Origin of the sequence: Blastococcus colisei (assembly GCF_006717095.1) — a bacterium.
GTDB classification, from domain to species: Bacteria; Actinomycetota; Actinomycetes; order Mycobacteriales; family Geodermatophilaceae; genus Blastococcus_B; species Blastococcus_B colisei.
Map to the genome: position 1 here is coordinate 541,163 of NZ_VFQE01000001.1, position 15,894 is coordinate 557,056.

12 protein-coding genes are annotated in these 15,894 nt (G+C 72.1%); 6 read left to right on the forward strand and 6 right to left on the reverse strand.

The genetic code is table 11. From position 1 onward, the window contains the following. Nucleotide 1 precedes the first annotated feature (1 nt). Nucleotides 2–2,395, reverse strand: a complete 2,394-nt coding sequence (locus FHU33_RS02540) for an ATP-binding cassette domain-containing protein (protein ID WP_142023922.1) — start codon at nt 2,393–2,395, stop codon at nt 2–4. Between the two features lie 298 nt (nt 2,396–2,693). Between FHU33_RS02540 and FHU33_RS02545 the strand changes: the two genes are divergently transcribed. The 6 genes from FHU33_RS02545 (at nt 2,694) to betT (ending at nt 9,585) form a co-directional block, all read left to right on the forward strand. Further along, nucleotides 2,694–3,188 (forward strand): DUF2975 domain-containing protein, encoded by a 495-nt coding sequence (locus FHU33_RS02545; RefSeq protein WP_142023923.1) that lies wholly within the window; start codon nt 2,694–2,696, stop codon nt 3,186–3,188. After that, nucleotides 3,188–3,415 carry a helix-turn-helix domain-containing protein gene (locus FHU33_RS02550; RefSeq protein WP_142023924.1) on the forward strand — a complete coding sequence of 76 codons (228 nt, stop codon included), beginning with the start codon at nt 3,188–3,190 and terminating at the stop codon, nt 3,413–3,415. The genes FHU33_RS02545 and FHU33_RS02550 overlap by 1 nt, the downstream gene beginning before the upstream one ends. Further along, nucleotides 3,412–4,551: an NAD(P)/FAD-dependent oxidoreductase gene (locus FHU33_RS02555; protein ID WP_142023925.1), complete on the forward strand. Its 1,140-nt coding sequence runs from the start codon at nt 3,412–3,414 to the stop codon at nt 4,549–4,551. Before FHU33_RS02550 ends, FHU33_RS02555 begins: the two co-directional genes overlap by 4 nt. A gap of 322 nt (nt 4,552–4,873) precedes the next feature. Continuing rightward, the gene (locus FHU33_RS02560; protein ID WP_142023926.1) at nt 4,874–5,485 is read left to right on the forward strand and encodes a hypothetical protein; all 612 of its coding nucleotides are present in this window, start codon (nt 4,874–4,876) and stop codon (nt 5,483–5,485) included. A 449-nt stretch (nt 5,486–5,934) separates the two neighbouring features. After that, complete coding sequence (locus FHU33_RS02565; protein ID WP_211354982.1) at nt 5,935–7,458, forward strand: phospholipase D-like domain-containing protein; 1,524 nt, start codon at nt 5,935–5,937, stop codon at nt 7,456–7,458. A gap of 111 nt (nt 7,459–7,569) precedes the next feature. Then, on the forward strand, nt 7,570–9,585 hold the full coding sequence (gene betT / locus FHU33_RS02570; RefSeq protein ID WP_142023927.1) for a choline BCCT transporter BetT: 2,016 nt from the start codon (nt 7,570–7,572) through the stop codon (nt 9,583–9,585). A gap of 6 nt (nt 9,586–9,591) precedes the next feature. Here betT and phaZ read toward each other — a convergent pair whose 3' ends face one another. From phaZ to FHU33_RS02600, 5 genes are all read right to left on the reverse strand, one after another. Next, on the reverse strand, nt 9,592–10,437 hold the full coding sequence (gene phaZ / locus FHU33_RS02575; protein ID WP_142023928.1) for a poly(3-hydroxyalkanoate) depolymerase: 846 nt from the start codon (nt 10,435–10,437) through the stop codon (nt 9,592–9,594). Further along, the gene (locus FHU33_RS02580; protein WP_211354983.1) at nt 10,421–12,166 is read right to left on the reverse strand and encodes a PHA/PHB synthase family protein; all 1,746 of its coding nucleotides are present in this window, start codon (nt 12,164–12,166) and stop codon (nt 10,421–10,423) included. The genes phaZ and FHU33_RS02580 overlap by 17 nt, the downstream gene beginning before the upstream one ends. Before the next feature lie 227 nt (nt 12,167–12,393). Beyond that, nucleotides 12,394–13,497, reverse strand: coding sequence for a lysylphosphatidylglycerol synthase transmembrane domain-containing protein (locus tag FHU33_RS02590; RefSeq protein ID WP_142023929.1), 1,104 nt, complete (start codon nt 13,495–13,497; stop codon nt 12,394–12,396). After that, a complete protein-coding gene (locus tag FHU33_RS02595; protein ID WP_246063222.1) occupies nt 13,494–14,096 on the reverse strand; it encodes a hypothetical protein in 603 nt (200 codons plus the stop codon). The genes FHU33_RS02590 and FHU33_RS02595 overlap by 4 nt, the downstream gene beginning before the upstream one ends. Next, complete coding sequence (locus tag FHU33_RS02600; protein WP_142023930.1) at nt 14,093–15,808, reverse strand: hypothetical protein; 1,716 nt, start codon at nt 15,806–15,808, stop codon at nt 14,093–14,095. Before FHU33_RS02600 ends, FHU33_RS02595 begins: the two co-directional genes overlap by 4 nt. Between the last annotated feature and the right edge of the window lie 86 nt (nt 15,809–15,894).

Here is a 15,894-nt window from a genome sequence, read left to right on the forward strand (position 1 = left end):
GTCAGGAGCCGACGTAGGCCGCGAGGTGCTCGCCGGTGAGCGTGGAGCGGGCCGCGACCAGGTCGGCCGGCGTGCCCTCGAACACGATCCGGCCGCCGTCGTGGCCGGCGCCGGGGCCGAGGTCGATGATCCAGTCGGCGTGGGCCATCACCGCCTGGTGGTGCTCGATGACGATGACCGACAGCTCGTCGTCGACGAGCCGGTCGAGCAGCCCGAGCAGCTGCTCGACGTCGGCCAGGTGCAGGCCGGTCGTCGGCTCGTCGAGCACGTAGACGTTCCCCTTCTCCGCCATCTGGGTGGCCAGCTTCAGCCGCTGCCGCTCACCGCCGGACAGCGTCGTGAGGGGCTGGCCGAGGGTGAGGTAGCCGAGGCCGACGTCGGCGAGCCGGTCGAGGATCGTGTGGGCGGCCGGCGTGCGCGCCTCGCCGGCGCCGAAGAACTCCTGGGCTTGCGCCACCGACATCGCGAGCACCTCGGCGATGTTCCGGCCGCCCAGCGTGTACTCCAGCACCGACGCCTGGAAGCGCCGTCCCTCGCACTCCTCGCAGACGGATTCGACGGTGGCCATGACGCCCAGCTCGGTGAAGATGACGCCGGCGCCGTTGCACGTGGGGCAGGCGCCCTCGGAGTTGGAGCTGAAGAGCGCCGGCTTCACGCCGTTGGCCTTCGCGAACGCCTTGCGGATCGGCTCCAGCAGGCCGGTGTAGGTCGCCGGGTTGCTCCGGCGTGAACCGCGGATGGCCCCCTGGTCGATGACCACCACGCCCTCGCGGCCGGCGACCGAGCCGTGGATCAGGGAGCTCTTGCCCGAGCCGGCGACGCCCGTGAGCACGCACAGAACGCCGAGCGGGACGTCGACGTCGACGTCCTGCAGGTTGTGCGTCGACGCGCCCCGGACCTCCAGCGCGCCCGACGACGGACGCACCGAGCCCTTGAGGGTCGCCCGGTCGTCGAGATGGCGTCCGGTGATGGTGTCGCTGGCCCGCAGCTGCTCCACGGTGCCCTCGAAACAGACGACGCCGCCCTCCGTGCCGGCGCCGGGGCCGAGATCGACGACGTGGTCGGCGATCGCGATCGCCTCGGGCTTGTGCTCCACGACGAGCACGGTGTTGCCCTTGTCCCGCAGCTGGAGCAGCAGGCCGTTCATCCGCTCGATGTCGTGGGGGTGCAGGCCGATCGTGGGCTCGTCGAAGACGTAGGTGACGTCGGTGAGGGACGAGCCGAGGTGCCGGATCATCTTGGTGCGCTGCGCCTCGCCGCCGGACAGGGTGCCGGCCGGCCGGTCGAGGGAGAGGTAGCCCAGCCCGATATCGGAGAACGAGTCGAGGAGGTGCTGCAGTCCGGCGAGCAGCGGGGCCACCGACGGCTCGTCGAGCTTCCGCACCCAGTCGGCCAGGTCGCTGATCTGCATCGCGCACAGGTCGGCGATGTTCTTCCCCTGGATCTTCGAGGACCTGGCCTCCGGGCTGAGCCGTGTGCCGGCACACTCGGGGCAGGGCTGGAACGTGATCGCGCGCTCCACGAAGGCGCGGATGTGCGGCTGCATCGCGTCGACGTCCTTGGAGAGCATCGACTTCTGGATCTTCGGGATGACGCCCTCGTAGGTGAGGTTGATGCCCTCGACCTTGATCTTGGTCGGCTCCTTGTAGAGCAGGTCGTGCATCTCCTTCTTGGTGTACTTCGCGATCGGCTTGTCCATGTCGAAGCCGGCGCCGCTGAAGATCCGGCCGTACCAGCCGTCCATGCTGTAGCCGGGGATCGTCAGCGCACCCTCCGCCAGGGACTTGCCCTCGTCGTACAATGCCGTGAGGTCGAAGTCGGAGACCGAGCCCATGCCCTCGCAGCGCGGACACATGCCGCCCATGTAGACCACGTCGCGCACCACGTTCTTCTCGACCCGGCCGCCGGCCTTCTCGGTGCTCATCACCCCGCTCGCCTTCCGCGTCGGGACGTTGAACGAGAACGCCGTCGGTGGACCGATGTGCGGCGTGCCCAGCCGGCTGAAGAGGATCCGGAGCATCGCGTTGGCGTCGGTGGCGGTGCCGACGGTCGAGCGGGGATTGGCGCCCATCCGCTCCTGGTCGACGATGATCGCCGTGGTCAGCCCCTCGAGCAGGTCGACCTCGGGCCGCGACAGGGTCGGCATGAACCCCTGCACGAAGGCGCTGTAGGTCTCGTTGATCAGCCGCTGCGATTCCGCGGCGATGGTGGCGAACACCAGCGAGCTCTTGCCCGAGCCGGAGACCCCGGTGAACACCGTCAGCCGGCGCTTCGGGATCTCGACGGCCACGTCCTTGAGGTTGTTCACCCGCGCGCCCTGCACGCGGATCAGGTCGTGGGTGTCGGCGACGTGCGCCGCGTGCGGCTGCGTACCGGTCGTCGTGGCCGTGCGCATGTGTCTCCCTCGGTGCGGCGGGCGGTGTCCCCCCAGCTAGGACGTCGCCCGGCCGCTCAACTGAGCGCCTGGATGTGGATCATGTTGCCCGCCGTGTCGCGGAGGCGCGGTCGCGGAGGCCGTACTCAGCCGCGCGAGGCCGCGCAGGTGCTGCTCGGTGGCGGGCGTGCTGGTCATCCGGAGGAGCGTGCCACGTCCCGCCGCGATCCGGTTCCCCCTTCCCCCCGCCGAGCGAGATGCGCCGATTGACGGGGTGTATCGATTGACAATCAATAGGTATCCCGTGAGAGTCGATCGCATGACGCACTTGCGCCGCGTGGTGCTCCCGCTCCGGACCCTGCTCGTCATCGTCTTCGTGGCCCTCGTGGTCGCCCAGATCTGGGGCGTGCCCGGGCTCCTGCCGGATCTCGCCGAGCCGACGCTGGAGCGATCGGCCATGAAGGTGGCGATGGCGACCGTCTCGGTGCTGGCTCTGGTGTGCGTCCAGGTCGTGATCGTGTGCACCTGGAAGCTGCTCACCCTGGTCACGAACGACCGGATCTTCAGCGCGAGCGCGCTGCCGTGGGTGAACGGCATCGTGCGGGCGACCGTCGTCGGCTGGGGAATGCTGCTGGGCGCCTTCGTCTGCAGCTACTACTTCATCGTCGACGAGGTCAGCGACGATCCGGCACTGCCCGCCCTGCTGCTCCTGCTGCTGCTCGTCGGAGCGGTACTGGGCCTGCTCATGGTGGTGATGCGGGCGCTGCTGCGGCAGGCGACGACGCTGCGGGCCGACATGGAAGCAGTCATCTGATGCCCATCGTCGTACGCATCGACGTCGAGCTGGCCAGACGCAAGATGAGCGTGGGCGAGTTCGCCGAGCGGATCGGGCTCACGCCGGCGAACGTCGCCGTGCTGAAGAACGGCCGCGCCAAGGCCGTCCGCTTCAGCACGCTGGAGGCGATGTGCCGGGTGCTCGAGTGCCAGCCCGGCGACCTGCTGGAGTGGGTGCCGGACGAAGAAGTTGCGGCGAGGCGGTGACCAGCCGGAGCGGCACGCAGACCGTCGACGTGCTGGTCGTCGGGGCCGGTCTCGCCGGGCTGCACACCGCGACGCTGCTGGCCGAGCGGGGCCACGACGTGCTCCTGGCCGAGCGGCGCCCCAGCCTGGCCGGTGCCATCCGCACCACGGGGATCTTCGTCCGGAAGACGCTGGACGACTTCCAACTGCCGCCGGAGTGCCTCGGACCGCCGATCCGCCGGGTGGTGCTCTACCCGCCGGGGCTGCGTCGCCCGGTGACCCTGGACAGCGATCGCGACGAGTACCGGGTGGGGGACATGGCGCCGCTCTACGCGGCAGCGGCCGTGGCCGCGGCCGACGCCGGCGTGCGGATGGAGCTGGGCACCCGCTACGTCGGGCGGCGGGCCGACGTCTACACGTTGGACGGGCCGGACGGGCCCGTCCGGGTCCGTGCCCGGTACGTCGTGGGTGCCGACGGCGCCCGCTCGCGGGTCGCCCGCGACCTCGCCCTGGACCGCAACGACTCCCTGCTGGTCGGTGCGGAGGAGGTCTTCGCGGTTCCTCGTAGCGCCGAGCCCCCTGCGTTCCACTGCGTGCTCGACCCGTCGCTGGCGCCCGGGTACCTGGCCTGGGTGGTCAACGACGGGCAGCACGCCCACGTCGGCGTGGCCGGCTACGCGCACCGTTTCCCCGACGGCCTCCGCCGGGCCGTGGCGCGGTTCGGCGCCTCGGCGCCCGGACTCCACGGCGTCGACCGCCCCGCCGAGGTGGAGCGACGGGGCGGGCCCATCCCCGTAGGCGGACTGCTGCGCCGGATCAGCTGCCCGCTGGGACTGCTCGTGGGAGATGCGGCGGGCGCGGTCTCCCCGCTCACCGCCGGCGGCCTCGATCCCTGCCTGCGGCTGTCCGAACACGCCGCGGACGTCCTCGACGAGGCCCTGCGATCCGGGCGGGCGGCCGCGTTGGCCCGCTACGACGGGGCCGAGCTGCGGGCCTCCTTCCGCGGACGGCTCGCATTGCGCCGCGGACTGGCGCAGGTGCGCACACCCGCCGTCGCAGCGGCGGCGTTCTCGCTGCTGCGCACCCCGGTCGGGCGGGCCGCGGCCCGCCGCATCCTCTTCGGCGATCGATCCTTTCCCACCCGCACGGTGGCGTGACCCGGCGTCGACGACACGCCGCGGCCGGCCGGCGTGGCCGGGGTCGTCGGCCCGGCCGGAGCGGGGCGCCACGCTCGGCGGGGACCGAACCTGTCGACATGTCATCCGGTCGGACGGCGGGTCACCGGCTCCTTCGGTGGCTTCGGCAACGATTCGGGAACGCGACGTCTCCGGCCGGTCGCGGCACCCCGTCCGCCGACCCGCCCCGGCCTACCTTCTGGGCACACCGCGCACACGGATGGGCGCGGTGGCCGGCGCACTTCCCCAGCGTCGGCCGCGTTCCAGGGAGTGGTCGTCAGTGAATGCTGCGTCGAGCAGTGGTGTGTCCAGCAGTGGAGTCGTCCTCGGCGGCACGGTCCGCCAGGGCTGGTGGCTGGTCGACGAGGAGGCCGGACCCGGCCGGATCGTCGCCGGGCCGTTTCCCGACCGTGCCGAGGCCGACTGGGCCGCCGGTGCCCTCGTGGAGCATTGCCCGGGCGAGATCCGTCCCGTCTACGGCATCCGCCGTCCCGACGGAGGGCTGGGCCGTCGTCCCTCGCCGCAGGACTGGGCGTGGCTGGCGCACCTCGGCGAGCAGCTCGACCGGCTGCCGGAGGACTGGGACGCGGGCTTTCCCGACGACGATCCGCTGGCGACCTTCGTCGTCGAGGTGACGGCGGCTCTCGCGGAAGCAGGCCTCCAGCTGCACGACACCACCGGGGCCGGCCGTGAGGTGGGCGGGGCCTGCCTGAGTCCCGAGCCCGGGCTGGGCGGCATCGTGGTCACCTGGCGCCAGCACGACCGGATGAGCGTCGAACAGGTCCACGGCTCCGCGGCCGACGGGCCGGTGCAGCAGGTGATGAACCAGGCACTGGCCGAGGTGCTCCGCCTCCGCGGCTTCGTGGTCACCGACTTCGCGGGCGGTAGCGGCCACGTAGTGCGCCCGGCAGCCTGATGCGCGGGACGCCGGCGTCAGGAACCGACGGTGCCGAGCCGGCTCGCCACGACGGGCGGGATCACAAGGGGACGGCGACTGCGCAGCCGAGCCGGGAGACGCTGCCCGGGCGCGGACGAGGCCGCCGTGCTCGTTCGATCGGGGCGGGCGGGCAGGTCGATCACGGCGTCTCCTCGGTGCTCCGGTGGACTCCGAGGATCGCCGAGGGGTCTGACATTCCGGCGGGAACGAGCTGCCGGCTTCCTGGGAGGCGGCCCCGTCACGCGCGAGGTGGTCCGGGTTCTCACCACCGACGGAGAGGCGCCGATACGAGGCGTTGGGGGAACGCCGACCTCCCGGTCCGCCGACCCGGCAGACTGCCGGCGTGAGCGACATCCCCACTGTCCGCCGGCAACCGCGGTCGCCGGCCGACCGGCCGCTGTCGCCCTCCCGCGGAACGGGCGAGCACGGTGACTGACACCGGGGGAGCGACAGCGGACCACGGCGGACGCACGATCTCGGGCCTCGAGGACGACGCGATCCTGGTGCCAGGGGAGACGTGCTGGCGCATCGAGCGAGCAGACCGGCACACGGTCTTCATCGACGCTGCGGACTACTTCGCAGCGCTCAAGCAGGCGGTCCCGCGCGCGGAGCGGCGGGTGCTGTTCATCGGCTGGGACTTCGAACCCCGCATCCGCCTGGACCCGCGCGCTCCGGGCCCGGCGCGGGACGACCGGCTCGGGCGGGTGCTCGAGGCGGCGGTGCGGGGCAATCCCGAGCTCGAGATCGGCGTCCTGCAGTGGGGCCTGGGGATGCTGGAGTCGCTGCGGCGCGGAGTGCTGCCGGCCGCGCTGCTCGATCGCAAGGCGCCCGAGCGGCTGCGTTTCACCGTCGACCACCGTCACCCGCTGGGGGCCTCGCACCACCAGAAGATCGTGGTGATCGACGACTGCCTGGCCTTCGCCGGCGGCATCGACGTCACCAGTGACCGGTGGGACACCTCCGAGCACCTCGACCGGCACCGGCACCGGCACCGGCCCACGTCGCGGCGTCCGACCGGTCCGTGGCACGACGTGACGAGCCTGGTCTCCGGCCCCGCGGCACGCGCACTGGGCGATCTGGCCCGCGAGCGGTGGGAGAGCGGCACCGGGAGGCATCTCGAGCCGATCGACGACGTCGAAGCCTGCTGGCCCGAGGGTGTGGAGCCACTGCTGACCGACGTCGACGTCGCCATCTCGCGCACCCGCCCCGCGCACGGCGGCAGGGAACTCGTGCACGAGATCGAGTTGCTCTGGCTGGCGGCGATCGCCGCAGCCCGCGAGACCGTCTACATCGAGAGCCAGTACTTCGCCAACCGCCGGATCGCCGAGGCGATCGCCGAGCGGCTGGGCGAGGAGGACGGTCCGGAGTTCGTCCTGGTGAACCCGGAGTCTGCCGACGGCTGGCTGGAGGAGAAGGCGATGGGCACCGCCCGCGCGCGGTTGCTGGACATCGTCCGGCAGGCCGACGTGCACGACCGCTTCCGCATCCACGTGCCGGTGACCGAGGGCGGCCGGCCGGTGTACGTGCACGCCAAGGTGATGGTGGTGGACGACCGGCTGCTGCGGATCGGCAGCTCCAACCTCAACAACCGCTCCATGGGTCTGGACACCGAGTGCGATGTGACCATCGAGGCCCGGAGCGACGATCCGCGCCACGGCGAGCTGGCCGCCACCGTCCTCGGGATGCGCCACCGGTTGCTCGGCGAGCACCTCGGCGTCGAACCGGACGCGGTGGCCTCCGCGGTCGAGGCGCACGACGGATCCCTGGTGCGTGCGGTCGACAGCCTGCGGACACCGGCCGGGCGGTCACTGCGGCCGCTCGAGCCGCCGGAGCAGCACGTGGTCGATCGTGTGCTTGCCCACACCGAGCTGCTCGACCCCGAGCGCACACCCGACCGCTGGAGCCGGGTCAGGCGAGCGTTTCCGCGACGCCGGGGCCGCCCCGGTCACTGAGCGATGTCGACCCGGCGCGCTGCCGGACGGCCTCGTCTGTGTCACGATCCGACCGGTGGAAGGCGAATGGACATCCGGGATCGCGCTCATCTCCAGGACCGGTGAGGTGCGATGAGCGATCTCCGCGCGCAGCCCGTCGACACCGGGCCGGAGTCCGGGACCGGGCTCAAACGGCCGGTCTTCTACGGTTCGCTCATCGGCGTCTCGGCGGTCGCGTTCTGGGCGATGCTGAGTCCGACCGCGGCCGCGGAGACCATCGGGGCCCTGGTGGGCTGGACCTCGGAGTGGTTCGGCTGGTTCTACATCGCCTTCGCCACCGCCGTGCTCGTCTTCGTCCTGGCCATCGCCTTCTCCCGCTACGGGAAGGTGAAGCTCGGGCCGGAGCACTCCGCCCCGCAGTTCGGCACGTTCGCCTGGGCCTCGATGCTCTTCGCCGCCGGGATCGGTACCGACCTCATGTTCTTCGCGGTCGCCGAGCCGGTGACCCAGTACCTGGCCCCGCCGGTCGGCGACGGGGAGACCGTCGAGGCCGCTCGCGAGGCGACCGTGTGGACGCTCTTCCACTACGGCGTCAGCGGCTGGGGCATGTACGCGCTGATGGGGATGGCGCTGGCCTACTTCGCCTACCGGATGAACATGCCGCTGGCCATCCGGTCCGTGCTCTACCCCATCTTCGGCAGACGCGTGCACGGCGCGCTGGGCGACGGGGTCGACATCGCGGCGGTCCTGGGCACGATCTTCGGTGTCGCGACGTCCCTGGGGATCGGCGTCGTCCAGCTGAACTACGGGCTGTCCGTGCTCTTCGGCATCCCCGAGGGCCGGGCCGCGCAGATCGGGCTGATCGTGCTCGCCGTGGCCGCGGCGACGGTGTCCGCGGTGAGCGGGGTGGACAGGGGCATCAAGCGGCTCTCCCAGCTCAACGTCGTCCTGGCACTGGGGCTTGCCGGCTTCGTCCTCGTCACGGGAAACGCCGCCTTCCTGCTCAACGGGCTGGTGCTCAACGTCGGCGACTTCGTCAGCGGATTCCCCGAGTTGACGATGCAGACCTTCGCCTACGACCGTCCCGACGCGTGGCTCAACAGCTGGACGCTGTTCTTCTGGGCCTGGTGGATCGCGTGGGCCTCGTTCGTCGGGCTGTTCCTCGCCCGCATCTCGCGCGGGCGGACGATCCGTCAGTTCGTCGCCGGGACGCTGATCATCCCGTTCAGCTACATCCTCATGTGGGTGTCGATCTTCGGTAACAGCGCCATCGACCGCATCCGGCAGGGCGATGCGGCGTTCGGCGAGACGGCCATGAACACGCCGGAACGGGGCTTCTACACGTTGCTGATGGACTACCCGGCCTTCCCGTTCATCGGCGCGATCGCGACCTTCATCGGCCTGCTCTTCTACGTGACCTCGGCCGACTCCGGCGCTCTGGTGATGGCCAACCTGTCGTCCCGGCTGAAGCGGCCCCAGGACGACGCCGCCGGCGGTGTCCGGATCGTGTGGGCGGTGGCCACCGGCGTCCTCACGGCGGCGATGCTCCTCGTCGGCGGGGTGCCCGCACTCCAGAACGCCACCATCATCATGGGGCTGCCGTTCGGGTTCGTGATGGTGCTGGTGATGGTCGGGCTGTACCGGGCGTTGCGCAACGAGGCAGACCGCGCCGTCAGCCGGCACCGGGTCGGCGCGTCCCGCCGACCGGCCGCCCGACGCCGGGCCCGGCTGCGGCGGCGCCGGGAGGCGGTGCCCACCGGCAGGGAGCGGGCGGACCAGTACCTCCACGAGACCGCCCGCCCGGCTCTGACCGAGGTGGCGGCCGAGCTGCGGACGCGGGGCCTGGAGTCGGAAGCGCGCTGGGTCGTCGACGGCTTCGGTGGCACCTACGTCGAGCTCACGGCGGAGGGCGACGGTGAGGCGTTCTTCCGCTACCGCATCCAGCCCAGGGACGTGCCCCGACGGGGGACGGGTGCCCGCCCGTCGGCCGACGCCGGCAGCCCCCGGCTCGACGTGCACCTCGGCCCGCGTGGCCACGGGACCGGCGTCGTCAGCTACGACGTCATGAACTACACGCACGCCCAGCTGATCGACGACGCCCTCGAGCAGTACGAGCGGCACGTCGAGGCCCGGACCGGGCTGGTCTGAGCAACCTCAGTCGAGGAACTCCTCGATCACCGGAGCGAGTTCGCCGGCCTCGGTGACGAGGGCGATGTGGCCGCCGTCGTACAGGTGCAGGCGCGCGTCCGGGATCAGCCGGGCCATGATCCGGGCGTTCACCACCGGGATGATCGGGTCGTCGTTCCCCGCGACGATCAGCGTGGGCTGCCGGATGAGCCGCAGGAACGGCAGGCTGCTCCAGCCGGTGCTGGCCGCCAGCTGGTAGTAGTAGCCGCGCCGCGGGCCCAGCCGGGACGCCGAGTGCAGCGCGCGGGCGGCCCGGGCGGGGTCGTCGCGCATGGTCCCGCCGTAGATCTCCCCGGCGATGCTGCGGGCGTATTCGGGATCGCGGTGCCGCCGCGGGGTGAGCATCTTCGCCAGCACCCGGGGGTCGGCCGGCACCATCAGCGACCCCGTGCCGGTGGCCGCGAGGACCAGGCGGCGGACCCGCCGGCGGTGCTGGACCGCGAAGTGCTGCGCCAGGCCCCCGCCCCACGACAACCCCAGGACGTCGACCGGGTCGTCGAACCCCAGCCGGCCGAGCATGCCGCTCACCACCGGACTGAACGTCGAGAGGTTGTAGGGGACGACCGGCCGGGGGGACCCACCGACGCCCGGCACGTCGAAGCGGATCACGCTGCGCCGCCGGTCGAGGGCGTCGACGAAGGGCTGGAGCACCTCCAGGCTCGCGCCGATCCCGTTCATGAGCAGCAGGGCCGGAACGCCAGCGTCCGTCCCGCGGCGCACCGACACCCGCAGGGTCCGGCCGCCCACGGTGACCGTCCGGACGACGTCCCCGCGCCCGGGGGACGGCGATTCGGGGCTACTTGTCGAAGACATAGGTGCCGGGCGCCTCCGCCAGCTCCTCGAGCCCGGACGGCGGAGCGACCTGGTCCCCGGACCGCTCGCCCAGCCAGGTCATGTAGTCCGGCCACCAGGAGCCCTGCACCGTCTCGGCCTGTGCCAGCCACTTCTCGGGGTCGGCCGGGGTGTCGGCGGCGACCTGGAAGGTGGACTTCGGGTTGCCCGGCGGGTTGACCAGCGAGGCGATGTGGCCGCTGGTGGACAGGATGAACCGGTTCCCACCGCCGAGGAGCTGGGTGGACCGGTAGCAGGCCTGCCACGGGCAGAGGTGGTCGGCGATCCCGGCGGTGATGTAGGAGTCGACGGTGACCTTCGACAGGTCCACCGGCGAGCCGAGCATGGTGGCCTTGCCCGGCTCGGTGAGGGCGTTGCCGATCGCGATGTCGATGAAGTCGCGGTGCAGCGCGGCGCTCATCCGGGTCGTGTCGGCGTTCCAGAACAGGATGTCGAAGTTCGGCGGCGGCTTGCCCTGCAGGTAGTTGTTGACCCAGTAGTTCCACACCAGGTCGTTGGGCCGCAGCCAGGCGAAGACCTCGGCCAGCTGGGCGCCGTCCAGGTAGCCCTTCCGGCGGGACTTCTCGGTCGCGGCCTTCACCGACTCCTCGTCCATGAGCGCGGAGACGGTGCCGGCGCGGGACCAGTCCAGCACGGTGACCGCGTAGCTGGCGGCGGCCACCCGGTCCTGCTGCCCGATGGCGGCCAGGTGCGCCAGCACCATCGCCGTGATGATCCCGCCGGAGCAGAACGCCTGGAGAGCCACCCGCTCGCTGCCGGTCGCCCGCTCGACGGCGTCCATCGCGTCGAGGATCGCCTGACCGTAGGTGTCCAGGCCCCACTCGGCGTGCCGCTCGTCGGGGTTGCGCCACGACATCATGAACACCTGCTGGCCGCTGCTCACGTAGTGCTCGACGATGCTGCGGCCCGGCGCGAGGTCGGCGATGTAGTACTTGTTGATCGTCGGCGGGACCATGATCAGCGGCACCTGGCGGACGGTCTCGGTGGTCGGGGTGTAGCGGATCAGCTCGAACACCGGCGTGCGGACGACGACCGCGCCGGGGGTGGACGCGAGGTCCTCGCCGACGGTGAAGGCGTCGGGCTCGACCATCGAGGGCACGCGGGGCGGGCTCGCGAGGTCGCGGACGAATCGCCCGAGGCCCTTGACGGCGCTCTTCCCGCCGGTGTCGATCGCGGCCTTCAGCGACAGCGGGTTGACCACCGGGACGTTGCTGGGGGCCAGCGCGTCGACCAGGTTCGTCGCAGTGAACCGGATCCGCTCGTCGTCCTGCCAGTCGAGGTCGGCGTCCTCGATGAGCTCCCAGGCGACGCGGGCGGTGGCCAGGTGGGCCTGCATCGCCCGCCGCAGCAGCGGGTTGCCGCTCCAGGCGGGGTCGGCGAACCGCTTGTCCTTCTTGCCGGGGGCCAGCTCGGACCGGCCTACCGCCACCTTGCCCAGCTCCCGCGCCAGCTCACCGCCGCGGCGGGCGACCGTGCCCGGCTGCCGGGCGAGCGCGGTGCCGAACCGCAACGCCGTCCCGGCGGGCGGCACCAGGCGGCGCAGCGGGCCGCGGGCGGCATCGATCAGCACCATGTCCAGGCCCATGACGGCCTCGGTGGCCTCCTCCGGAGGGTCGGCCGGCCGCCCGGCGGCAGCCTTCGCGGAGGTGCCCTTCTCGGGTGCTTTCGGGTCGGTCGCGGGCTGGGCCATCGATGACTCTCCTTCGAGCGCTGCGCTGCGCCGGGCGCGCTCGGGGACAGCAGGCACGCCGTTCCCCCAGCGCAGGTGTGACGCCGTTCACTGAACCACAGCGCCCGGTTCGCGGCAGTCCGGTGCGGAGACGGCCGTCAGGAGGTGGACGCGGCCGGATCGCGCTGGTGCCGGATCGCCATGAGCAGGGCCGGCCGGCCCAGGGCCAGGCCCGCGCCGAGCATTCGTCACACCGACTCCGGCACCAGCTCGGTCCGCGGCGCGGCGTTGGGCGCTCGCCGCCACGACCGGTTCCGTCGCCAGAAGACGTAGGTGCCCAGCCCGATCGGGATGGGCAGCACGAAGGTGAGCGCCCGGAAGACGAGCACTGCGGCGGCCACCAGCGCGTTGGGCCCGCCGGCGGTGGAGAGGCCGGTGATCAACGCCAGCTCCACCACGCCGAGCCCTCCGGGGGTGAGCGGGACCGCCGTCAGCAGCCGGGCGAACGCGAAGACGGCGAGCGCCTCGGCGAGGCCCACCTGGTCCGCGCCCACCCCGACGAAGCGCAGCGCCAGCAGCAGCACCAGGAACAGTGACAGGTGGCTGACCACCGTGGCCAGGGTGATCCAGTGCCAGCGCGCGCGGAGCAGGAGGACGGTGCGCCGCCGGAACTTCGTCGTCGCCAGGTCCCAGCCGGTGACCGGACCGCGGCCGAGCAGGCGGCGCAGTGCGGACGCCGCCCGTGCCGCGCCGACGCCGAGCCGGGCGGCCGCGGCCTCGCTGCGCAGCAGCATCCCCAGGGCCAGGACGGCCGCGATGAGCGCGGTCACCCCCAGCAGCCCCGCGATCAGCCGGCCGGTGGTCGGGGGCGCGGAGAAGGCGAGGAGCACCAGGGCCAGCACCGGCAGCCCCAGCTTGGCGAAGTTGTTCCACAGCCCCGAGATGAGCAGGGACACCGAGGTGCGCGACCGGGAGAAGCCCCACGAGGAGTTCATCGCGTAGGTGAGCCCCAGCGCGATCGCGGCGCCGCCCACGACGGTGTTGGAGACGGCGGTCGAGGTCTCGGTGGAGACGGTGGCCTGGCGGAAGGTCAGTCCGGGTGTCGTCGTCATCATGAGGAACTGGTAGGTGGCGAGGTTCCACATCGCCGCCAGCAGCAGGAGGCCGACCTCGATCCACGTCATGGCGCGGACCGACGTCCACACGTCGGAGAGGCTGGTGAACTGCGGGAGGAACCAGGCGAAGACGGCCACGACCAGGGCGAGCGACAGCGCCGGCCCCAGCCATCGCCGCCAGCCGGCCCGGCGGGTGCGCGGCACGTCGGGTCCGGTCCGCGACTCCACGGCGGTCATCGGCCACCGTCCCGGGTGGCGGGCGGGTCCAGGTACAGCCGGCCGCCGCTCTTCTCGTGCACCAGCGCGCGCAGCTCGTCCCGGGGGACGGCGCCCAGCCCCTGGGTGGCGACCGCCAGCGGCTCCCCGCGGTTCTCGCCGAACAGCGTGAAGAGCACGGTGATGCAGCCGCCCTCGAACAGGTAGTAGCGCCGGCCCACGTACTGCGGGCTGACCTGGGTGACCCGCTCGAGCCGGCGCATCTCGGGCCGGTCGCTGGGGATCTCCGTCGCACCCTCGGTGTCGCAGGACTCGGTGAGCCGCACCTCGATGGCGTGCGTGCCGTCGCGGTCGGAGTCCAGCCAGAAGCGCGCGGAGCCGCGGTCGACGTCCATGTCGGAGAAGTGCCAGCCCAGGGGCATGCCCTCCAGGCACGGCACCCAGGAGGCGCTGGGCACCGACTGGGCCATGAGGACGACGCCGTTGGACGGCATGCCGTCGTCCCCCTCCTTGCAGGCGACCAGCTCGGTGCTCAGCGTGCCGAGCTGCACGCAGCCGGGCAGCAGGAGCACGCCGAGGGAGGCGAGCAGGACCGGGAGGGAGCGGCGGGCGGGCCTCACAGCGGTGACCCGAGGATGGTGACGGTGATCGCGGCGACGACGACGGCGCCGACGAGGGTGACCAGGGTGAGGCCGGCCCGGCGCCAGGTCCAGCGCTGGATGCGGACCGGGGGCAGCCGGTAGGGCAGCAGGCGCAGGAAGTCCGCGTGCAGATCCCGCCCCTGCTGGCGCAGCATCCGGCGCAGTTGGGTGGGCATGGTCAGGCCGCGGGTTGCGGCGAACGCCTCGGCGATCTCCTCCTCGGAGAACTGCAGCCGGGCGCGGCGGTAGACCCGCTCGGCGTCGGTGCGCAGGGCGAGGACGAGCAGCATGTTCGCGAGGTCGACCGCCTGGCGCCACGGGCTGGGGCGCACCTCGGCGAAGGCGGAGTCGATCAGGAACAGCGTGCCGTCGCGCACCAGCAGGTTGGCCGGCTTGATGTCGCGGTGGGCCATGCCGATGTCCCACATCCGGCGGACGATCGACAGGCCCTGGTCGATGACCGAGTCGTCGACCTCGGCCTCCCCGGCCTCCTTGGCGCCGGCGATGAACTCGGTGGCCAGCAGGTACTCCCGTTCCGGCGTGATCTCCACGATGCCGAGCGGGTGCGGCACCGGAAGACCGGCGTCGGAGAACAGCCGCAGGATGTAGTCCTCGTACTGCACGAGCCGGCGCACGCTGTGGAACGGCTTCTCGTCCTCCAGGCGCCCGTAGAGCAGGGTCCGGCCGAGCTTGTACCAGCGGTCGGAGCGCACGTGCGTGGCCGCGTAGAGCTTGCCGAAGATGCAGCTCTCGTCGTCCGAGATCGAGGAGTCGGCCTTCACGCTGATCTTCAACGGAGTCGAGCCGCCCGATCCGGACAGGCCGAACGGGGTGACCTCGCTGGCCAGGACACCCAGCTGATCGTGCAGGGCCCGGACGATGGCCTCCCCGCGCTCGCCCGAGACGTCGAGGTGGGCGGGGCGCGATCGGCTGTAGCGCACCGGGTAGACAGAGTTCGGTGTCATCAGCCGGAAGGCGGCCAGCGGCGCGGCCACCCCGAGCACCACGCCGGCCAGGATGCCCGTCGGGTGGTCCTGCGCCAGGTAGAGGCGCGACGCCGCGGTGACCGCCAGGAGCCCGCCGACCGCCCACTTCCCCCGCGTCCGCCACGTTCCCGGCGGGATCAGGGCGTAGACGGTGCTGACCAGGAAGGCGGCGAGGACGGTCATGGGCAGCGACGGCATCGAGAAGCCCGACCAGTCGCCGATGATCTCGACCTCGTAGGGCCGCGGCCGCTGGAGGGTGTGCGCGAGGAACGCGCCCAGGTTGGCGACCAGGAGACCGACGGCGACCCACACGAACAGGTGCCGCCACCGCCGGAAGACGACCAGCAGCACCAGGTTGGTCAGCCACAGGACGTGGATCGCCTTCGCCGTCGCCAGCACGCCGGCGACCTCCGCCACGCCTGTCAGCCCGGGGGATCGCACCTCGCTGATCGCCTGCAGGATCCGGGTGTCGATGACGTCGAACACCGTGATCGTCCCGGTGACGACGACCACGGCCCATGCGACGAGGACGACGGCGCTGAGGCTCAGCCAGAACTTTCCGGAGGCGTTGAGGGCTCGAGGGAGCGGAGGCGGTTCCCCCGAGGGGCGGCGGCGGCTGCGGACGCGCGCGATCGCCGGGGGAGCGGGCCGCGGGACCGGGACCGAGCGCCCCGGTCCGGGCGGGGCCTGCGGCAGCGACGCCATGTCGGCAGATGCTGCACCTCGAACCGGATCAGGACCATCCCCTTTCGTCCCCGTGCGGCGTTACCGTGACCACCGCCCGCACCCAG

Excerpts from the sequence above, each read along its gene's own strand:
- FHU33_RS02540 (WP_142023922.1), bottom strand. The coding sequence starts at position 2,395 with ATGCGCACGGCCACGACGACCGGTACGCAGCCGCACGCGGCGCACGTC.
- FHU33_RS02545 (WP_142023923.1), top strand. The coding sequence starts at position 2,694 with ATGACGCACTTGCGCCGCGTGGTGCTCCCGCTCCGGACCCTGCTCGTC.
- FHU33_RS02550 (WP_142023924.1), top strand. The coding sequence starts at position 3,188 with ATGCCCATCGTCGTACGCATCGACGTCGAGCTGGCCAGACGCAAGATG.
- betT (WP_142023927.1), top strand. The coding sequence starts at position 7,570 with ATGAGCGATCTCCGCGCGCAGCCCGTCGACACCGGGCCGGAGTCCGGG.
- phaZ (WP_142023928.1), bottom strand. The coding sequence starts at position 10,437 with ATGTCTTCGACAAGTAGCCCCGAATCGCCGTCCCCCGGGCGCGGGGAC.
- FHU33_RS02580 (WP_211354983.1), bottom strand. The coding sequence starts at position 12,166 with ATGGCCCAGCCCGCGACCGACCCGAAAGCACCCGAGAAGGGCACCTCC.
- FHU33_RS02590 (WP_142023929.1), bottom strand. The coding sequence starts at position 13,497 with ATGACCGCCGTGGAGTCGCGGACCGGACCCGACGTGCCGCGCACCCGC.
- FHU33_RS02600 (WP_142023930.1), bottom strand. The coding sequence starts at position 15,808 with ATGGCGTCGCTGCCGCAGGCCCCGCCCGGACCGGGGCGCTCGGTCCCG.